At 68.6% G+C, this 15,690-nt stretch carries 19 protein-coding genes; 12 read left to right on the top strand and 7 right to left on the bottom strand.

Annotated features, from left to right (window positions below):
- Positions 1 to 70: 70 nt before the first annotated feature.
- Positions 71 to 472 carry a DUF305 domain-containing protein gene (locus ACRYCC_RS31110; RefSeq protein ID WP_433817305.1) on the bottom strand — a complete coding sequence of 134 codons (402 nt, stop codon included), beginning with the start codon at positions 470 to 472 and terminating at the stop codon, positions 71 to 73.
- Positions 473 to 689: 217 nt separating this feature from the next.
- Between ACRYCC_RS31110 and ACRYCC_RS31105 the strand changes: the two genes are divergently transcribed.
- From ACRYCC_RS31105 to ACRYCC_RS31085, 5 genes are all read left to right on the top strand, one after another.
- Positions 690 to 1,229, top strand: a complete 540-nt coding sequence (locus ACRYCC_RS31105) for a DUF4254 domain-containing protein (RefSeq protein ID WP_433817304.1) — start codon at positions 690 to 692, stop codon at positions 1,227 to 1,229.
- A gap of 387 nt (positions 1,230 to 1,616) precedes the next feature.
- A complete protein-coding gene (locus tag ACRYCC_RS31100) occupies positions 1,617 to 2,534 on the top strand; it encodes a CPBP family intramembrane glutamic endopeptidase (RefSeq protein ID WP_433817303.1) in 918 nt (305 codons plus the stop codon).
- Positions 2,531 to 2,959, top strand: coding sequence for a nitroreductase family deazaflavin-dependent oxidoreductase (locus tag ACRYCC_RS31095; protein ID WP_433817302.1), 429 nt, complete (start codon positions 2,531 to 2,533; stop codon positions 2,957 to 2,959). Before ACRYCC_RS31100 ends, ACRYCC_RS31095 begins: the two co-directional genes overlap by 4 nt.
- Positions 2,960 to 2,975: 16 nt before the next feature.
- Positions 2,976 to 3,230 carry an SAM-dependent methyltransferase gene (locus ACRYCC_RS31090; protein WP_433817301.1) on the top strand — a complete coding sequence of 85 codons (255 nt, stop codon included), beginning with the start codon at positions 2,976 to 2,978 and terminating at the stop codon, positions 3,228 to 3,230.
- The gene (locus tag ACRYCC_RS31085) at positions 3,203 to 3,721 is read left to right on the top strand and encodes a hypothetical protein (protein WP_433817300.1); all 519 of its coding nucleotides are present in this window, start codon (positions 3,203 to 3,205) and stop codon (positions 3,719 to 3,721) included. The genes ACRYCC_RS31090 and ACRYCC_RS31085 overlap by 28 nt, the downstream gene beginning before the upstream one ends.
- A gap of 89 nt (positions 3,722 to 3,810) precedes the next feature.
- On the opposite strand, the gene ACRYCC_RS31080 is transcribed toward ACRYCC_RS31085, so the two are convergent.
- On the bottom strand, positions 3,811 to 3,999 hold the full coding sequence (locus ACRYCC_RS31080; RefSeq protein ID WP_433817579.1) for a class I SAM-dependent methyltransferase: 189 nt from the start codon (positions 3,997 to 3,999) through the stop codon (positions 3,811 to 3,813).
- A 12-nt stretch (positions 4,000 to 4,011) separates the two neighbouring features.
- Between ACRYCC_RS31080 and ACRYCC_RS31075 the strand changes: the two genes are divergently transcribed.
- Complete coding sequence (locus ACRYCC_RS31075; RefSeq protein WP_433817587.1) at positions 4,012 to 4,158, top strand: hypothetical protein; 147 nt, start codon at positions 4,012 to 4,014, stop codon at positions 4,156 to 4,158.
- A gap of 82 nt (positions 4,159 to 4,240) precedes the next feature.
- Here ACRYCC_RS31075 and ACRYCC_RS31070 read toward each other — a convergent pair whose 3' ends face one another.
- On the bottom strand, positions 4,241 to 5,077 hold the full coding sequence (locus tag ACRYCC_RS31070) for an MBL fold metallo-hydrolase (protein WP_433817299.1): 837 nt from the start codon (positions 5,075 to 5,077) through the stop codon (positions 4,241 to 4,243).
- Between the two features lie 76 nt (positions 5,078 to 5,153).
- On the opposite strand from ACRYCC_RS31070, the gene ACRYCC_RS31065 reads away from it, so the two are divergent.
- Positions 5,154 to 5,651, top strand: coding sequence for a winged helix-turn-helix transcriptional regulator (locus ACRYCC_RS31065; protein ID WP_433817298.1), 498 nt, complete (start codon positions 5,154 to 5,156; stop codon positions 5,649 to 5,651).
- Between the two features lie 38 nt (positions 5,652 to 5,689).
- Here ACRYCC_RS31065 and ACRYCC_RS31060 read toward each other — a convergent pair whose 3' ends face one another.
- The gene (locus tag ACRYCC_RS31060) at positions 5,690 to 6,727 is read right to left on the bottom strand and encodes an aldo/keto reductase (protein WP_433817297.1); all 1,038 of its coding nucleotides are present in this window, start codon (positions 6,725 to 6,727) and stop codon (positions 5,690 to 5,692) included.
- A gap of 103 nt (positions 6,728 to 6,830) precedes the next feature.
- Between ACRYCC_RS31060 and ACRYCC_RS31055 the strand changes: the two genes are divergently transcribed.
- The 5 genes from ACRYCC_RS31055 (at position 6,831) to ACRYCC_RS31030 (ending at position 11,268) form a co-directional block, all read left to right on the top strand.
- Positions 6,831 to 7,445, top strand: coding sequence for a TetR/AcrR family transcriptional regulator (locus tag ACRYCC_RS31055; protein WP_433817296.1), 615 nt, complete (start codon positions 6,831 to 6,833; stop codon positions 7,443 to 7,445).
- A gap of 368 nt (positions 7,446 to 7,813) precedes the next feature.
- Positions 7,814 to 8,623 (top strand): hypothetical protein, encoded by an 810-nt coding sequence (locus ACRYCC_RS31050; RefSeq protein WP_433817295.1) that lies wholly within the window; start codon positions 7,814 to 7,816, stop codon positions 8,621 to 8,623.
- 43 nt (positions 8,624 to 8,666) lie between these two features.
- Positions 8,667 to 8,873 (top strand): hypothetical protein, encoded by a 207-nt coding sequence (locus ACRYCC_RS31045; RefSeq protein WP_433817294.1) that lies wholly within the window; start codon positions 8,667 to 8,669, stop codon positions 8,871 to 8,873.
- Positions 8,874 to 9,331: 458 nt separating this feature from the next.
- The gene (locus tag ACRYCC_RS31035) at positions 9,332 to 10,828 is read left to right on the top strand and encodes a tetratricopeptide repeat protein (protein WP_433817292.1); all 1,497 of its coding nucleotides are present in this window, start codon (positions 9,332 to 9,334) and stop codon (positions 10,826 to 10,828) included.
- A complete protein-coding gene (locus ACRYCC_RS31030; RefSeq protein ID WP_433817291.1) occupies positions 10,825 to 11,268 on the top strand; it encodes a hypothetical protein in 444 nt (147 codons plus the stop codon). The genes ACRYCC_RS31035 and ACRYCC_RS31030 overlap by 4 nt, the downstream gene beginning before the upstream one ends.
- A 161-nt stretch (positions 11,269 to 11,429) precedes the next feature.
- Here ACRYCC_RS31030 and ACRYCC_RS31025 read toward each other — a convergent pair whose 3' ends face one another.
- The 3 genes from ACRYCC_RS31025 to ACRYCC_RS31015 form a co-directional block, all read right to left on the bottom strand.
- Positions 11,430 to 11,633 (bottom strand): hypothetical protein, encoded by a 204-nt coding sequence (locus tag ACRYCC_RS31025; protein ID WP_433817290.1) that lies wholly within the window; start codon positions 11,631 to 11,633, stop codon positions 11,430 to 11,432.
- Positions 11,634 to 11,844: 211 nt separating this feature from the next.
- A complete protein-coding gene (locus ACRYCC_RS31020) occupies positions 11,845 to 12,495 on the bottom strand; it encodes an isochorismatase family protein (protein WP_433817289.1) in 651 nt (216 codons plus the stop codon).
- A gap of 233 nt (positions 12,496 to 12,728) precedes the next feature.
- A complete protein-coding gene (locus ACRYCC_RS31015; RefSeq protein ID WP_433817288.1) occupies positions 12,729 to 15,587 on the bottom strand; it encodes an AfsR/SARP family transcriptional regulator in 2,859 nt (952 codons plus the stop codon).
- Between the last annotated feature and the right edge of the window lie 103 nt (positions 15,588 to 15,690).

Here is a 15,690-nt window from a genome sequence, read left to right as displayed (position 1 = left end):
ATGGGCCGGTGATCGCCCACCTGGTCGCTGCGGACCCGCCACTTCGAGGTGGCGGGTCCGCAGCCCGGGGCTACCCGCCCTTGAGCAGGTTCCGCATGGTGGCGATCTCGGCCGTCTGCGAGGTGACGATGGTTGAGGCCAAGGACTTGGCGTCGGGGAACCGGCCTTGGGCCTGTTCGGTCTTGGCCATGGCGACGGCACCCTGGTGATGCTTGATCATCATCTGCAGGAAGGCCTTGTCGAAGGCCCTGCCCGAGAGCTTTCCGAGGCTCTTCATCTCGGCGCCGCTCATCATGCCCTGGCCGTGGTCCATGCCCGGCATACCTTCCATGGGCGGCATGGTGGTGGGGGCGCCCCAGGTCCTGAGCCAGCCGGTCATCTTCTCGATCTCTGGTCCCTGGGCGCCTTCGATGGTGGTGGCGAGCGTCTTGACCTCCTTCATCGACGCGCGAGTCTCGGCGATCTTGGACATCTCTCAGCTGCGGCTCCGGCACGTCGGCATCCTGCCTCGGGACCAAGGGAACCGGAGCTGCTCGAATTCGCCCTTCACCGTCTCGCAGCGCAGGCGAATTCCGCCACCAGAGAAGCGTCACGGGTCATCGTCCTCATCCGTAAGCTGAGTCTCGGTCCCGACACGTCCCCGCCCCGGCAGGTGCTGGACGTCGTCTTCACCCCGCTGCCCGGCCTCGATGCATCCGACTACTTCGAGCACCTGGCCGTATCTCACGACGAGTTCTACCGCCGACTGCGCGGCGGCGTCAGAAGCCTGGCGCGCGCCTCGAAGACGGGCGCGTGTCAGGCGGGTGGGGCGACGTCCTCGGACGAGGAGCCGGACGGCGGTCCGTCCGATCTCCTCTCGGCTGTCCGCCGGTTCTACGACATGGGAATCACCTGGCACTGCAAAGAGCCCGACGCCGGGCACCATCGTGGACCGGCTCTCGGTCCTCGATCTGCGCATCCTGCACACACACAGAGCCGAGCAGGCCCCGAAGGACCGGGCGGCCCGTCTCGCGGTCCTGGAAGAACAGCACGCCGACCTTCTCGACGGCCTCGACACCTTTCTGACACGCATACGGCTGGGACAGGCGAGGTTCAAGCGCTACAGGCAGTTCAAGTCCCCCGGACAGCGAAGCTACTGCCCCCTGTTCGAGGAGCTCGAGGAAACCGAAGGGTCGCTGTCCCCGCAATCGTCCCCGCTCGCGTCGCAGGGCGGATCTCCGACCGGTTGATGCCGGTGTCGCAGGGTGGCGATCCTGGTTGCGTCGGGCAGGGACGCAGGGCTCCCTGGGAGGGGACCTTGTTCCCTGATCATTCTTGCGGCTGTGGGCGAGCCTGAGAGGACCGGGCCGGCAGGCGGCACAAGCGCGATATGTCCGTTGTCAGGAGGTCATGATGGCAATCTTCGGGGCCTCGGGTGCGGCGGCCGTCCACGGGCTTGGCGTCCTCGTGTTCGATCAAGGAGATCGCTGCGGCGATCGACCAGGCCGCTCAGGTCTCAAGCGCGTTCAGGTGCGGGTGTTGGTTCCACTCCTCCTCGAGCGGTCCGTCGGCATGGGCCTTCGACGGTTGTCGGCCCAGCGTCCTGCCGTCGGCGACGATGCCAGGGCGGAGTGACCATGCCTGGTTACGGCATTCCTTCACCGAGTTCGGACGATCGGCTGGCCGCCCCGCACGAGATCGCGGTGACCGCCGGCGCCGGAGACGGACACCGAGCCGCCGCGCGCGGAGCGCTGTGGTGCGCTTGGGCGCGTGGCCATCCGCTCGCCGCTTACGTGATCGTGGCCTATGCCCTGTCGTGGGCCTGCTGGATTCCGTTGGTGGTCAACGGAAGCGTCGTCACCCTGGGCGGCTCGGTCTCCCAGTTCCCGGGCCTCCTCGGCCCGATGGTCGCGGCGTTCGTGGTCACGGCGGTGACCGAGGGCCGTGGCGGCGTCCGGGACCTGGCGTCGCGGATGGTCCGGTGGCGGGTCCCGGTCCGGTGGTGGCTGTTCGCGATCGGCACGCCATTGCTCCTGCTGGCATCGGCCGGGGTCGTGACGGCCGTTGGATCGGGCCGGTTCGTCCCGAGTGATTTCGGGCGGATGGCCGGCTTGCCACAGTGGGGGGTGGTGTTCGTCTGGGCGATGTTCATCGTGGTGAACGGGCTCGGTGAGGAGACCGGCTGGCGCGGTTTCGCCGTCCCGGCCCTGCGCCGCCGCCACGGGCTGCTGGCCGCAAGCCTGCTGCTGGTGCCGTTGTGGGCAGGCTGGCACCTGCCGTTGTTCCTGCTCCTGCAGAACTACCGGGACCTCGGCCCGGTCGGCCTGCCCGGCTTCCTGATCGGCCTGTCGTGCGGATCGGTCCTGCTGGCCTGGCTGTACGAGTCGGCCAGCGCCAGCGTCCTCATCGTCGCGGTCTGGCACGGTACCTACAACCTCACCACGGCCACCGCCGGCGGCCACGGGACCACCGCCGCGATCGTCAGCACCGGCGTCATGGTGCTGGCCGCTCTGATCGCCTGGCGTCACCATCACACCCCCGGAGACACCCCATGACCAGCGCGTCCCTGCACCTGCGGGCCCGTATCGCCAACCCCGCGGTCCGTGCGGTTCTGCGCTCGCCGCTCCACCGCCTGCTGTCGGGATCGGTCCTTGAACTCACCTACACCGGCCGCAAGACAGGGCAACGGCACGCCCTGCCGGTCATGTACGCCACGATGGACGGCGACCTCGTCATCATCGCGGGCCGACCCGGCGGGAAGTCCTGGTGGCGGAACTTCAGCGCGCGGCCCCGGCAGGTCGACATCCGGCTCAGAGGCGACCACCACATTGCCGACGCCCTGCTCCTGGCCTCGGGAACCGATGCCTATGAGGAGGCTCTGGCCGCCTACCGGGACCGCTATCCGCGGACCCTCATCGAGCCGCGAACACCCATCTTGACCCTTCACAACCTCAGCATGCGCCCTGACGGTCCGTCATGAGAGTGGAACTTCGTGAGTGCAGCGGGCGAGAGTCCCACCGCGCGATCTGAAGATCGATGTCGCGCATTCGGCCCGGATGTACGACCACTATCTCGGGGGCAAGGATAATTTCGCGGCCGACCGTGAAGCCGCCGAGAAGGTGCCGGCCAACTATCCGGCGATGCGCACCACCGCCCTCGAGAACCGGGCCTTCCTGCGCCGTGCTGTCACCTACCCGGCCGCCGATTCGGTAAAGTGCCCCCGGTGGGAGACATTTACGAAGTCGTGCTGACGATGGACATTCGTGCTGACATCACAGACGACGAGCTCGCTGAGCTGCGGTGGCATGTAGGGCAAGGACCACGACCCGAGCGGCTGCCGATTCGCGGTGATGATTACCTGGCGACCTTTCCCCTCGGCGACCCTCACGACCCTGATTGCGAGTGGGAGACCGCGGAACCAGAGCCCGTGTTCCCGCAGCGCGGCGCTGCCTGGAAGGTGGGGGGCGCGCTCGTCGCCGAGTTGGTCAGGCGGGAGAAATCGGGTGGCTGGTCACTGACGGTACGCCAGGAATTCCATCCCGACGATTTCTATCCGCTCCGGACACTGCTGGACTGGCTCGGCCGGTGTTCGGTCAACGCGCAGATCAGCGATATCCCGTTCTTCATCGGGTACATGCGCTTCTACGAGAACGCTGAGATCGCACCCCTCGTTCTTTTGAACGGGCGGATTCGCGTGCCCAAGGACATCGAGTCGCATACTCCGCACTGGCAGGGCACCTGAGTTGTGACCGGCCCAGTCTGTCCATTCCAACTGGCGGCGCATGTCACGGGGGCATCAGTATGTGCGGGCGTTGATGAGCGATCTGCCGCTTAAGAACTGCTGGACGATCGCGGAGTATGATACAGGGGGCCGAGTAGCAGGACGCTGTCGTAAGAGGAGCCCGCGGCCGTGAGAGCTCGGGCATCGCCGAGTTCGGTCGTGCACCCGCTGGAGGCCAGCGCTTGGCGCAGGTGGCGTTCGACCGGATCGACCAGGTGGACGGTATAGCCGTCGGACACCAGCCATCGTGCGTGGACTCCGGGACCACCGCCGACATCGAGCACGGCGGCCGGTGCGGCGGGAAGGTGGCGACGAAGCAGTTCCTGGGTGCACAGGAACTCCAGCTCCCCGTGCGCCACGGACGACAGGCGAGTCCCCTCGTCGTAGCCGAGGCGTAGAAGTCGATGATCTCTGGCGCGACCTCGTGTCCTTCCATCGCACAATCCTTGCCTCACATGGCCACCTGCCGCACACCGATCGCTAGCCGGGCGTCCCCTCGCGCTCGCTTCTCCGGGCGAGGCGCTGGGCTTGCCCGTTGTGCACATCGCTTACCCACTCCCAGCCGGGCTTGGCCGATGGGCCGACCCGCGGATCGCTGAGAGCACGGCCGTCACGCACGCAGTGCAGGTACGCCCGATCCTGGTCGATCCGGGCATGTACCTCGCCGGCTCCACCGACGGACCCGTGGCCCGGGACGAAGACATCGACGTCGCCGGCCACGCCCTCCAGCAGCTCCAGCGCGGCGAGGTAGTCCTCGATCGGATCTGCCGCGCCGTTCACGTCGAGCATCGGAATCAAGACATCAGAGAGCATGTCGCCGGCGACGAGAACCCCGCGTTCTTCGATGAGCAGCGCCGCATGGCCCGGTGCATGCGCCTGATGTTCGATGATCCGGACTTGAGGGCCATCCCATGGAATCTGCGCCGCCTCGTCGGGCAGGGCGGTGATGAGGCCGAGCAGGTCCAGCGGGACCTGCCCGGCGATGCCCGTCTCGAGCAGGTGGTCGGCGATGCGGGCCTTCGCCCCCGAGTCGGACAGCTGATCCCGGACAGTGGCCGCGCAGCGGGCCGTGCCGTAACGAGGGGCCGCGCCGAGCCGGGCGTGCCAGAGCAGGTGATCCCAATGAGGATGCGTCGAGAAGCCTGCCACAACGGTCTGGCCCGAATCGGACAGGTCGTTCGCGAGGCAGGCCATTTCGTGGTCCTGCACCCCGGGATCGATGAGCAACACGCCGGCCCGGCCGTGCACGACGACGGCGTTGCTCTGGAGGAACTCGCTCTCGTGGACTAGCACACCCTCCGCGACCTGCCTCAGCACAGGTGGCCCCTTCCGCTTGTGACTTGCAACCGCTTGCCGAGACCGTAGTACCGGGTGGTAGTAAACTGCAAGCACTATGGGCAAAGCGTCTGAGCCGCGGTCGGGGTGCCCGATCAACGCCACCATCGAGGTGTTCGGCGATCGCTGGAGCCTGCTCGTCCTCCGCGACATCGTCTTCGGAGACCGCCGCTATTTCCGAGAGCTGCAGGCCGGCTCAGAAGAGGGGATCGCCTCGAATATTCTCGCCGACCGACTCAAGCGACTCGTCGAGTTGGGATTGCTCACCCGTGAGGACACCCGAGCCGGCCAGCGGGCCCGCTACAGCCTGACCGAACCCGCGATCCAACTCGTACCCGTGTTCGCGCAGCTCGGCAGCTGGGGACTTCGCCACCGGCCCACGAGCCGCGCGCTGCGCGTACGCGCCGAACTGCTCGAACAAGGCGGCCCCGCGCTCTGGCAGGAGTTCATGGACGAACTGCGCCACTCGCACCTTGGCTCCGAATGCCCAGCGCGATCACCGAGCGTTCGCGAGCGCCTGAACGCGGCCTACCTCGCGGCTACCAGTTCCTCGTAGCCGCCGGTCAGTCGACCCCCAGTGACCAGTACCTGGGTTCACCCGACGATCGGCGGGTTCAGTCGCGCGAAGCCCTCCTGCCGCTGGTAGGGGAAGTAGGGGTACGGCGCGGTGCGGCCGCTCGCCGCATCGAGCCGGGTGACCTGGTCGGGTGTCAGGCTCCAGCCCACGGCGCCGAGGTTCTGCCGGAGTTGCTCCTCGTTGCGGGCACCGATGATGACGGAGGAGACCGTCGGGCGCCGTAGCAGCCAGTTGATCGCGATCTGCGGGATGGTCCGGCCGGTCTCCTCCGCGATCTCGTCGAGGGCGTCGACGACCCGGAAGAGCTGCTCGTCCTCGACCGGCGGGCCGAAGGAGGCGGTCTCGTGCAGCCGGCTGCCCGCCGGGAGGGGCCGGTCGCGGCGGATCTTGCCGGTGAGCCGTCCCCAGCCGAGTGGGCTCCAGATGAGTGCGCCGACGCCCTGGTCATGGCCGAGTGGCATCAGTTCCCATTCGTAGTCGCGGCCGACCAGCGAGTAGTAGACCTGGTGCGCGACATACCGTGGTCGGCCGTACGTCTCGGCGATCGCGAGTGATTTCATCAGCTGCCAGCCGGAGAAGTTGGAGGCGCCGCAGTAGCGGATCTTCCCGGCCCGGACGAGGTCGTCGAGGGTGCCCAGCACCTCCTCGATGGGCGTCGCGGCGTCGAAGGCGTGCAACTGGAACAGGTCGATGTAGTCGGTGCCGAGGCGGCGCAGCGCGTTCTCGACGGCCTTGATCAGGCGTGAGCGTGAGGTGCCCGCCTCACCCGGCCCCTCGCCCATCGGCAGGCCGGCCTTGGTGGAGAGGATCACCTGGTCCCGGCGTCCCTTGACGGCCTCGCCCAGCACCTCCTCCGAGGCGCCGCCCGAGTAGACGTCGGCGGTGTCGAACATGGTGACGCCGGCGTCCAGGCAGATGTCGAGCAGGCGGCGCGCCTGCTGGGCGTCCGTGCTGCCCCAGGCACCGAAGAGCGGTCCCTGGCCCCCGAAGGTGCCCGCGCCGAAGCTCAGTGCGGGAACCTTGAGCCCGGATGCGCCCAGCTGCCGGTATTCCATGGCTGCTCCTCTCGTCCGACAGACCCACTAACGGGTCATCAGTACCGTTAAGATGACCTCAACTTAGCAGAGGTCGCGCGGCTAATGGAACTGGAGTCCCGTTATGGCGGTGGAAAGTGCCGATCCGGGGATGGTCCGCCCCGGCGGGCGCACGGCACGGGTACGGGCAGCGGTGCTGCAGGCGGCCGGGGACGCGCTCGCCGAGCACGGCTTCGCCCACCTGGATCTCGGCGATGTCGCGCATCGTGCCGGGGTCGGCCGGACGACTGTCTACCGCCGCTGGGGAACGGTCACCGCGCTGGTGGCCGACCTGCTGACGGAGATGGCCGAGCAGTCGCAGCCGCGCACCGAGACCGGCTCGCTGCTCGACGATCTGCGGGCCAACGCCGGCCTCGTGCAGCAGACCCTGACCGACCCCCGCCAAGGCGCACTGTTCAGGGCCGTGATCGCGGCCGCCACCTGCGACCCCCAGACCGCCGAAGCCCTGCACCGCTTCTACCGGGCCCGCATCACCGAGTGGGCACCCTGCGTGACCCAGGCCATCCAGCGAGGCGAACTGCCCGAGGGCACCGACCCCGACGAGGTCGTCCGCGCCGTCTCCGCCCCCCTCTACTACCGCCTGCTGGCCAGCGGCGACCCCCTCGACCAGACCGCCGCGGACCGCGCCGCCGAGGCCGCCGCGGCCGCCGCCCGCGCGGGAGCCTACCTACGCCGTTGAACCCCGACGTCGCCGCAAGACACGACCACGGACCGGCTCGGCCCAGCCCGGCCGCAGAGGACTTCGGCACCTTCGCCACACAACAGCGCCATGTCTACACTCAGTCGCCACTCCAACGTCGGCTGTGGGCAATTGCGGGACTGTCCGGATCTTGGTAGGCGGGGCGGTGTTCATTGGTTAGTTGAGGGTGATGCGGTCGCCGTAGTGGAGCGACAGCGCGTTCAGCGCGGTCTCCCCCCGGAGTTTTACCGGTCGCGTTGGCCCGGATCTTGTCGAGGGAACGCTGCGCGGTAATTCCAGTGCAGGACAAGATGCCGGGTTAGCCTGTTTCTGATGGTGTGACCGCGACCGCTGGAGGGGTACGCACGGTGACCGACCCCGTCCGGCCGGATGGAGTGTTTCGACCCGGCCCACCAAACTTCACCGACCGCGCTAAGGAACTGGTGGAGCTTTCCTTGGCCTTGTCAGGTGACGGCTGGTCGGACAAGCGGCTGCGCAATGCTCTCGCTCACGGCACAAAAGCTCGCGACGACCTTGTAGTGCTGTATGCGGCCACTGGCGTAGGCAAGACCCAGCTTGCGGCCGAATACGTCCGTCGTTTCGCGCATGACTACAGCCTGATCTGGAAGGCGATGGGCTGGCACAACGCGCTCGACGTCGCGGAGCAGGTTGAAGCAAAACCTCGGCTTATCCTCGCCGCCCAGAACGCCGAGAAGCAGCGGACCGAGGTCTGTCCGTCAGCTGTGGCAGATGCCTGGATTCACCGGAACCAAAGGCCCGGGGGCGACCCGGTACACGGCCGAGCCGTCCGGTCCGCATCCGCTTGCCAGCGGAAGCGCTATGTGGTCGACGTGGTCGACGAACTACTTCTTATACTGCCCAGCTCTCTCCCCGCATACCGCATCGTGTGCGATGCGCCGGTCAGCGGTGCCGTGTACTGCCAGGAACTTCAGCTCGCCGCTCTCATACGGCTGACGACCTCCATGGTGACCGCCCTGCAGCGAGCTCTGGCAGTACGACTGACCCGGCCGCCGCCGCTGGCCGATGCGGTGTCATATCTCCTGGTCATCCTCTCGGTATGCATGCGGTACGGGCGTCGAGACGAGCCCGACCACGTCCTCCCAATGCCGATTCGCCGATCTGAGTCGTCGGCGGGGAGAAGACCGATGGTCTACTGAGAGACCCATCACTTAGCTCCCCGCCATTAGCTGGGAGCTTTCGATGGTGCAACAACTACTCCGTTTGGCGGCGGAGCTGGGCCCGGCAGCCGGCTGGGCCCTAATGTCGATCATGGTGATCATCACCGCGTTCACCCTGTACGTGGGAATCGCCATGGTGGCGACACTGCGTAGCAACGATCCCGACCAGGCCAAGATCCGATACAAGGTCTTCGCCGACCTGCTGACCCTGTTCCGGCGGGCCCGATGAGCACCCCGCCTCCACCCGTACGGCGACCGGGCCGGCCCCGGGTCTGCTCCGACCACGTACTCGCCCTGGTCGTCGATCTGCACCTGCAAGGGCTGAGCGCCAACCGGATCAGCACTGTCCTCAACGACCGTCAGATTTCTACCCCGGAAGGGCGTCCGCGCTGGGCCAGGCACCATGTCGACCGGCTCCTCCACACCCTGGCCGCCCGCCGGCTACTGGAGAACAAAGCGGATGACCGCAGCAAGAGTCCTCAAACGAAGGGAACGATTTAACCGAGCCGGGATGCCGAACCTGCGCTGCTTGATCTCCCCTATGCCTTCGGGAACTGGGTCTGCCGGCAGATCCAGCGGACCTGCCGTGCGCGGCTCGGGGCCAGGAATGAGCATCAAGATCTGCTACTGCGCACTACTATTTGGTCGCACCGGCGCAATGGCCCCTCAGCCTCTCGAGGTCATGAGTTGAAAGCGTTCCTCTCCCTCGTGGCCGTGCTGTTCTTCCTGCTTCCCGGGTGCTCCTCGGCTCAGCCGTCTGCCGACCGCGACGCCGCCGCCGTCTACTGCCTCAGCCAGCAGCACCGCACGGAACTGACCGACGCCGCCGCCACACTGGGCCTAGCGCGGAACGGCGCCGCAGGACGGCTCATCGTCGGCGGCAGGGAGTTGACCGTCGAGGAGTGGCGCAGAACCCGCCCAGCCGACTTCGACCGGGCTTGCACCGCTCTGACGACATCGAAGTCCATCTCCGCCGGGAAGAACGGCTCCAGCCCGCTGCAGATCACCGCTGTCGTTGTCATTCCTCTCGTGCTGGGCGCCATCATCGCCCTGTTCTCCGCAGAACTCTTCCGACGGCGCGAGCAGCATCGGATCGAAGCGGAAAGGCTCCTGAACGCGACGGATGCCTTCCGCCGGGAGGCCGAAAGCTACCTCAGAGCCTACGTCGGCTCGCCTTCGGGTCGCCCCGACTCCCACGAATTGGAGAGGCTCCGCGAGGACCTCAAGGCAGAGCTGTCCAGAATCATCCAAGACCACCCCCGATGGAGAATCCCCGCCCTGCTCCATAACGCTCTGACCCGCGGCACTTACGGAGACGAGCTGACATCGGGCTGGGGGCAGCCGCCACAGGACAGACGGGCACGTGCAGAGGTCCTCACCGAAGGACTCGCCACCCTCGTCGGTGGTCTGCTCGCAGTCGCCTATGCGCTGCGCCGGCCCTGGAGCAGACGCGTCAGGATGCTCACCTCAGACGACAGCTCCATCACCCTGACGACCCGGGCGAACCTCGCCGTACTGGAAGCAAGCACGAGCATCCCGGCCGACGACGACGCAGCAGGGGGACCCGGCAAGCTGAAGCAGGTGGTCGCGGACTACGAGAGGGCGCTCGGCGACCGGCACGAGCAGACCATCACCGCCCGGCGCAACCTCGCAGTCGTCCTCCAAGAGCACGGGAACCTCGCCGAAGCCGTCGAAGTGCTCGAAGACGTTGTGGGCGACATGGACGCCGCGCGGGGCGAACGCGACCCGGAGACGCTCACACAGAAGGCCGGCCTGGCCCTCGCTCTGCGGGACGTCGGCCGCGTCGAAGAAGCGGTGGCGCTCCTGCGCACGGTCGTCCCCGCGCTTGACGACACCCTCGGCGAGGACCACCCCCAGACGACGACCGCACGGGCCAATCTCGGCGCCCTGCTCGTCCAGCTGGGTGACATCGCCGGTGCGCTGTCCGTCCTTGAACAGGTCCGCGACGACCGGCACCGCACCCTGGGACCCGATCACCCCTCGACGCTCCGTGCCCAGAACAACCTCGCATTCGCCGTCCTGGCCAGCGGCCGGCCCGCCGAAGCGACCCGACTGTTCGAACAGGTCGTCCAGGCCGCCGCGTCGATGCTCGGCGAGGACTCCGACGTGGTCACCAACGCTCGGGCCGGTCTGGCCGTCGCCGGCAACGGGCCACGACCATGAACCGGCTGCGGAGGTTCCCCCTCAGCGCGCTCATCGCAGTCCTCACCTCGGTGCTCGGCATAGCGATCAACATCGCGACCGGACTCGAGGGCAATGCCTTCGCGTGGAGCACGGTGATCATCTTGACAATGCTGGTCGGCGGGCTGTCCGCAGTGCTGGAGCGCAGACAGCAACCGGAGCCGGACCCGCCTCCCCCGCAGATCCCCCCGCTCCTCATGGAACTCCTCCGGCCGAACACCACGAACGAACTCCAGATGAGCGGTCTGGAGATCGAACTCAGGAACGACGGAACACAGATCTTCAAAATCGAGTGGTACTCACACAAGAACCATCTGGACGCAGTACCAGGCGGAACGACGGCGGAAGAACCCGACACCGGCGAGCTGGACAACACCGGTCCGAGCCAGAGAGGCCTGACCGAGGGAGACGCCGGACCATAGGCCGAGGATCATGTCAGCAGGAGCCGAGCTCCAGCAACTCAGCGAGCGTGCGAAACCCGGGCCTGGTCGCTTCGATCGAAGACCGCATCGATACCGCGGACATCGAAACATTCTGAGCGCGGATCCAGACCAAACCGCTTACCGACCGCGCCGGCACGCCGTCAGTTGGGGCCGTGCCGGGACGAGCCCTTGAAGGACGCCGGTCGCTTGAATGCGAAAGTGAGCGTTTGGCCGTTTTCTGAGTGGCTGACCAGTTCCCAGCCGTCGGTGGAGTAGGCATCCAGTAGCTCGTCAGGGGAGGACCAGGAATCGGTGTCGTGGGGGTTGAAGGTGTCGATCACATGCTCCCAGCGCTGCGGTGGCATCGCGGCGCTCCCTTCGGTGGAAGGTTGCCGGCCTATGGCGGCCGGATGCCGCCAGGTTCTCACCTGATCAGCACTGTTCGCCAAGAGGTCTCGAGGCGTCCACGACCACGGCCCTGATACCTCGGGTCACGTTCACATCTGTGGCGGGTCAACCGAGTGATCGGCAGGATGCGGATGGCACGTGGTGCCCGCGCCACGAGGTTGGCCGGGCTTATCGGACCATGCGGTCGATCACTTCCTTGGTCGACGGGACCCAATGGGCGAGGAAGCGGTAATTGATGATCGCCGCCTGGTAGCCGTCGCCCCAGTCGGGATGCCGGGGGCCGGCGGTGGCGTCCTTGACGACCGCGACCTGGAAGCCCTGTTCGAGGAATTCGCGCAGGTGGGATTCGACGCACAGGTTCGCGAGCATGCCGCCGAGGATGACCTTACCGATCCCGCGTTTGCGCATCTGCAGAACCAGATCGTTGGTCTGCGGCCCGAACACCTTGTGCGGAGCGGCGACGATCGTCATGCCGTCGTCGATGTACGGCTTGAACCGATCCAGCCAGTCGGCGCCGGAGCCGGCCAAACCGGTCAGATCCAGCGGGCCGCTTCGGGCGAACGTGCGGGTCCGGAGTTCCTCGGCCTCCAGAGGACCGTTGAACAGCCAGCCGTTGTCGGCGGGATAGAAGTAGTGAGGGGATATGAAGACCTCATAGCCCTCCTGCTTCGCAGCTCTGAAGATCCGCTCCATGTTCTCGACCGTGCCGTTCTCGGTGACGCTCGCGCCGACCACCGCCCAGGTCGTCCCCGTCTCGCTCAGCACGTCGTTCTGCGGATCGATGAACACCACCCCGGTGTCGCTTTGCTGTATTTCCATCGCATCGTCGCCCCCTTTGCCGTGTGCGAACGCAGGGAGCTCGGCTTCTCGGACCCGGCCCCATGCACACGGTCATAGTTGCCACGTACCCGCTTACGGCCGGCCGGCAACTGCCACTGGCCTGGCCCTTGAGGCCGTGGGCGCGGTGGTGATCGTCGTGGGCACCATGGCCGCGGAAAGTAGCACCGGCACGTCCCCGGTAATCGCCGCCCGCGCTCCGCCGCACCGCGCGATCACCGGGTTCGCCGCGTTTCCCTCCTCGCGGAGATCCGGATCAGCGCGTTGGCGTCATGACGCCCGAGCGTCCGGCCGCGTGCGAGGTGCTTCACGTACTCCGACGTCGGGAGGGCGGCGCGCACCAGCATGGTGCTGGAGACCGGATCTCCGTGCTCGACCGTCTCGGTCGCGAACCCTATGCGCTCACCGTGCGCGGCGGCCACGCCGAGCAGCAGGGCCCCCCGTTCGGCGTGGCCGACCAGGGCGAGCGCGCCCGCACAGGTCTGCAGCAACGACAGCCACGACGTGACGTCGTCCAGGCCCTCGCAGACGTCCACCGTCCCCGTCCCGATCCGGATGGCGCGCTCGGCGTCACCCAGGCCGATCGCGATCTTCATCGCCATCAGCGCCGCCGCGACCACCGCCCAGTCGTGGCCGCACGCTCGGGCTCGCCGCAGGCCCTCGGCGATCGAGACGTCGGCCGCGGGCAGGTCACCGGCCTGCCGGTGCAACGTGCCGAGCATGACCAGCGCCTCGGCCTCCAGACCGGGATCGCCGCTGCGCCTGGCCAGTGCGACGCCCTGCCGTCCCTGGGCGACGAAGTCGACCCGCGTGCCGATCATCGCCGCCGAGTAGGCACGGTAGGTCACGGCCGCCGCCTCCGTCGGCAAGTCGCCGACGGCCGCCGCAGCCTCGGCCGCCGCCTCGAGCGCGGTGTGACAGCCGGCCGGTGAACCCGCCAGGAACCTCAGGCTGCCGATTCCGAGAAGGGCCCGTGCCCGCACGCCCGCGTCGGAGTGGGGCGCGGCGTCGAGCGCCGTGGTCAGCCATTTCAGCCCCTCGCCGATGTGGCCCTTGCGGAACCAGTACCAGGCGAGCGCGCCGGACATCCGCAGCGCGCAGTTCGCGTCGTCCGCCGCCAGGGCCGACGTGAGCGCGGCCCGCACATCGGGCTGGTCGCGGGTCAGCGCGGCCAGCATGGCCGCGGCGTCCGGGGTGCGGAACCTGCGGTCGGCGTTCTCGACCAGGCCGAGCATCCAGGCGCGGTGCCGGGCCTCGGCCTCCTCGTGTTCGGCGTCACCGAGCCCGCGCCGGCCGTACTGCCGCAGCGTCTCCAGCATCCGGTACCGGCGGGGGCCGGCACCCGCCTCCACCGTCAGCAGTGACTTGCGGACCAGGCCCGTCAGCGGCTCCAGCACCGGCCCGCCGCCCGACACGGCGCCGGCCGCGTCGAGGTCGAAGCTGCCCGCGAAGACGCTGAGCCGGCCGAACAGCTCGCGTTCCCGGGCGTCGAGCAACCGGTGGCTCCAGGCGACCGTGCCCTCCAGCGTCCGATGCCGGGCCGGGCCGGTGGCGGGGCCTCCGACCAGCAGCGCGAACCGGTCGTCCAGCCGTGCCGCGATCTGGTCGATGGACAGTACCCGGCACTGCGCCGCCGCCAGTTCGATGGCGAGTGGCATGCCGTCCAGGGCGGCGCAGATCGCCGCGACGGTCTCGCGCTCGGCCTCGGTCGGGGTCCAGTCGGGCAGCACCGCGGCGGCCCGGCCGAGGAACAGCTCGACCGCGTCGCCGCCCGGCGGCAGCGGTCCGACCGGGTACACGACCTCGCCCGCGACGCCGAGTGGCTCGCGGCTCGTGGCGAGCACCCGGACCAGCCCCGCGCGGGCGAGCAGCGCGGCGGCGAACTCCGCGGCCGCGGACACCAGATGCTCGCAGTTGTCGAGCACCAGGATCAGCTCCCGGTCACCGAGCGCCGCTCCCAGGTCGGCGCCGTCGGCCGCGCCGAGCACCCCGAGAGCGTCCGCGACCGTGCTGCCGAGCAGTTCGGGCGCCTCCAGCCCGGCCAGCTCCACGACCCACCGGCCGTCCGCCTCGGCCCGGTCGCGCGCCACCTCTAATGCCAACCGGGTCTTGCCGACACCGCCCGGCCCGGTGAACGTCACCAGGCGGTGTGCCGTCAGCAGCTCGCCGGCCCGCGCCACCTCCGCGCGACGGCCGACGAAGGAGGACAGTGCACAGGGGACGTTGCCGGCGGCGCGCCCGGTCGCGACGACCGTCCTGCCCGGCACCCGGCCCTCGGCGGGCCCGTCCGGCCGCGCCGGGGAGGAGTCCAGCCGAGGATCATGGATACGGACCGCCGCCTCCAGCTCGCGCAGCGCGGGGCCCGGGTCGAGGCCGAGCTCGTCCGCCAGCGTGCGGCGGACGTCGCGCAGCGCGCGCAGGGCATCGCTCTGCCTGCCGGATCTGTACAGCGCCAGCACCAGCAGTTCCCAGCCGCGCTCGCTGAGCGGATGCTCGGCGACGTGCGCGCGGAGCTCGCCCGCCACCGCCGCGTGCCGGCCGAGTTCCAGCTGGGCGGCGAACCGGTCCTCGCGGGCGGTCAGCCGCAGGTTCTCCAGCCGGGCCACCTCGGGCGCGGTGAACGCGACGTTGCGCAGGTCCGCGTACGCCGGACCGCGCCACAACGCGAGGGCGGCGTCGAGCTGGGCGGCCGCGGTGCCCGGGTCGCCGCGCCGCAACGCCTGGCCGCCGCGGGTGGCCAGCTCGGTGAAACGCTCCGCGTCGACCGCCTCCGCCGTCAGCCGCAGCACGTAGCCGGGACCGTCCCGGACCAGGACCCGGGCCGGCGTACGAGGCCGCCGCTCCGGCTCCAGGGCACGGCGGAGCTGGGAGATGTACGCGTGCAGTGTGGTGGGCGCCGGCGGCCGGCCGGTGCCCCACACGGCCGAGACGATCCGCTCGGCCGGAACCACCCGGCGGCGCGCGATCGCGAGTACCGCGAGCACGGCGCGCTGCCGTGGCCCTCCCAGAGTGACCCGCCGCCCGTCCACATCAGCCGTCAGGGATCCGAGAACCCCGAGAGCCACCACCGCCATCGCGAACCCCGCGATCCCGTTCGTGCCCGCCCCGACACAGGGATGAGATTAACCTGTTTCGCCATAAATTTGCACTGTTCGCTCTGGAGTTGACCGAAGGTGA

Source organism: Actinomadura scrupuli (assembly GCF_050971785.1).
Classification (GTDB): domain Bacteria; phylum Actinomycetota; class Actinomycetes; order Streptosporangiales; family Streptosporangiaceae; genus Actinomadura_E; species Actinomadura_E scrupuli.
Note: the sequence above shows the minus strand (reverse complement) of the source record. Positions and strands in the feature narration are given on the sequence as shown.

Bases quoted from the DNA above. Each gene is read 5' to 3' on its own strand.
- ACRYCC_RS31110 (WP_433817305.1), bottom strand. From the start codon at position 472: ATGTCCAAGATCGCCGAGACTCGCGCGTCGATGAAGGAGGTCAAGACG.
- ACRYCC_RS31105 (WP_433817304.1), top strand. From the start codon at position 690: ATGCATCCGACTACTTCGAGCACCTGGCCGTATCTCACGACGAGTTCT.
- ACRYCC_RS31100 (WP_433817303.1), top strand. From the start codon at position 1,617: ATGCCTGGTTACGGCATTCCTTCACCGAGTTCGGACGATCGGCTGGCC.
- ACRYCC_RS31095 (WP_433817302.1), top strand. From the start codon at position 2,531: ATGACCAGCGCGTCCCTGCACCTGCGGGCCCGTATCGCCAACCCCGCG.
- ACRYCC_RS31065 (WP_433817298.1), top strand. From the start codon at position 5,154: ATGGGCAAAGCGTCTGAGCCGCGGTCGGGGTGCCCGATCAACGCCACC.
- ACRYCC_RS31060 (WP_433817297.1), bottom strand. From the start codon at position 6,727: ATGGAATACCGGCAGCTGGGCGCATCCGGGCTCAAGGTTCCCGCACTG.
- ACRYCC_RS31055 (WP_433817296.1), top strand. From the start codon at position 6,831: ATGGCGGTGGAAAGTGCCGATCCGGGGATGGTCCGCCCCGGCGGGCGC.
- ACRYCC_RS31045 (WP_433817294.1), top strand. From the start codon at position 8,667: ATGGTGCAACAACTACTCCGTTTGGCGGCGGAGCTGGGCCCGGCAGCC.
- ACRYCC_RS31030 (WP_433817291.1), top strand. From the start codon at position 10,825: ATGAACCGGCTGCGGAGGTTCCCCCTCAGCGCGCTCATCGCAGTCCTC.
- ACRYCC_RS31025 (WP_433817290.1), bottom strand. From the start codon at position 11,633: ATGCCACCGCAGCGCTGGGAGCATGTGATCGACACCTTCAACCCCCAC.
- ACRYCC_RS31020 (WP_433817289.1), bottom strand. From the start codon at position 12,495: ATGGAAATACAGCAAAGCGACACCGGGGTGGTGTTCATCGATCCGCAG.
- ACRYCC_RS31015 (WP_433817288.1), bottom strand. From the start codon at position 15,587: ATGGCGGTGGTGGCTCTCGGGGTTCTCGGATCCCTGACGGCTGATGTG.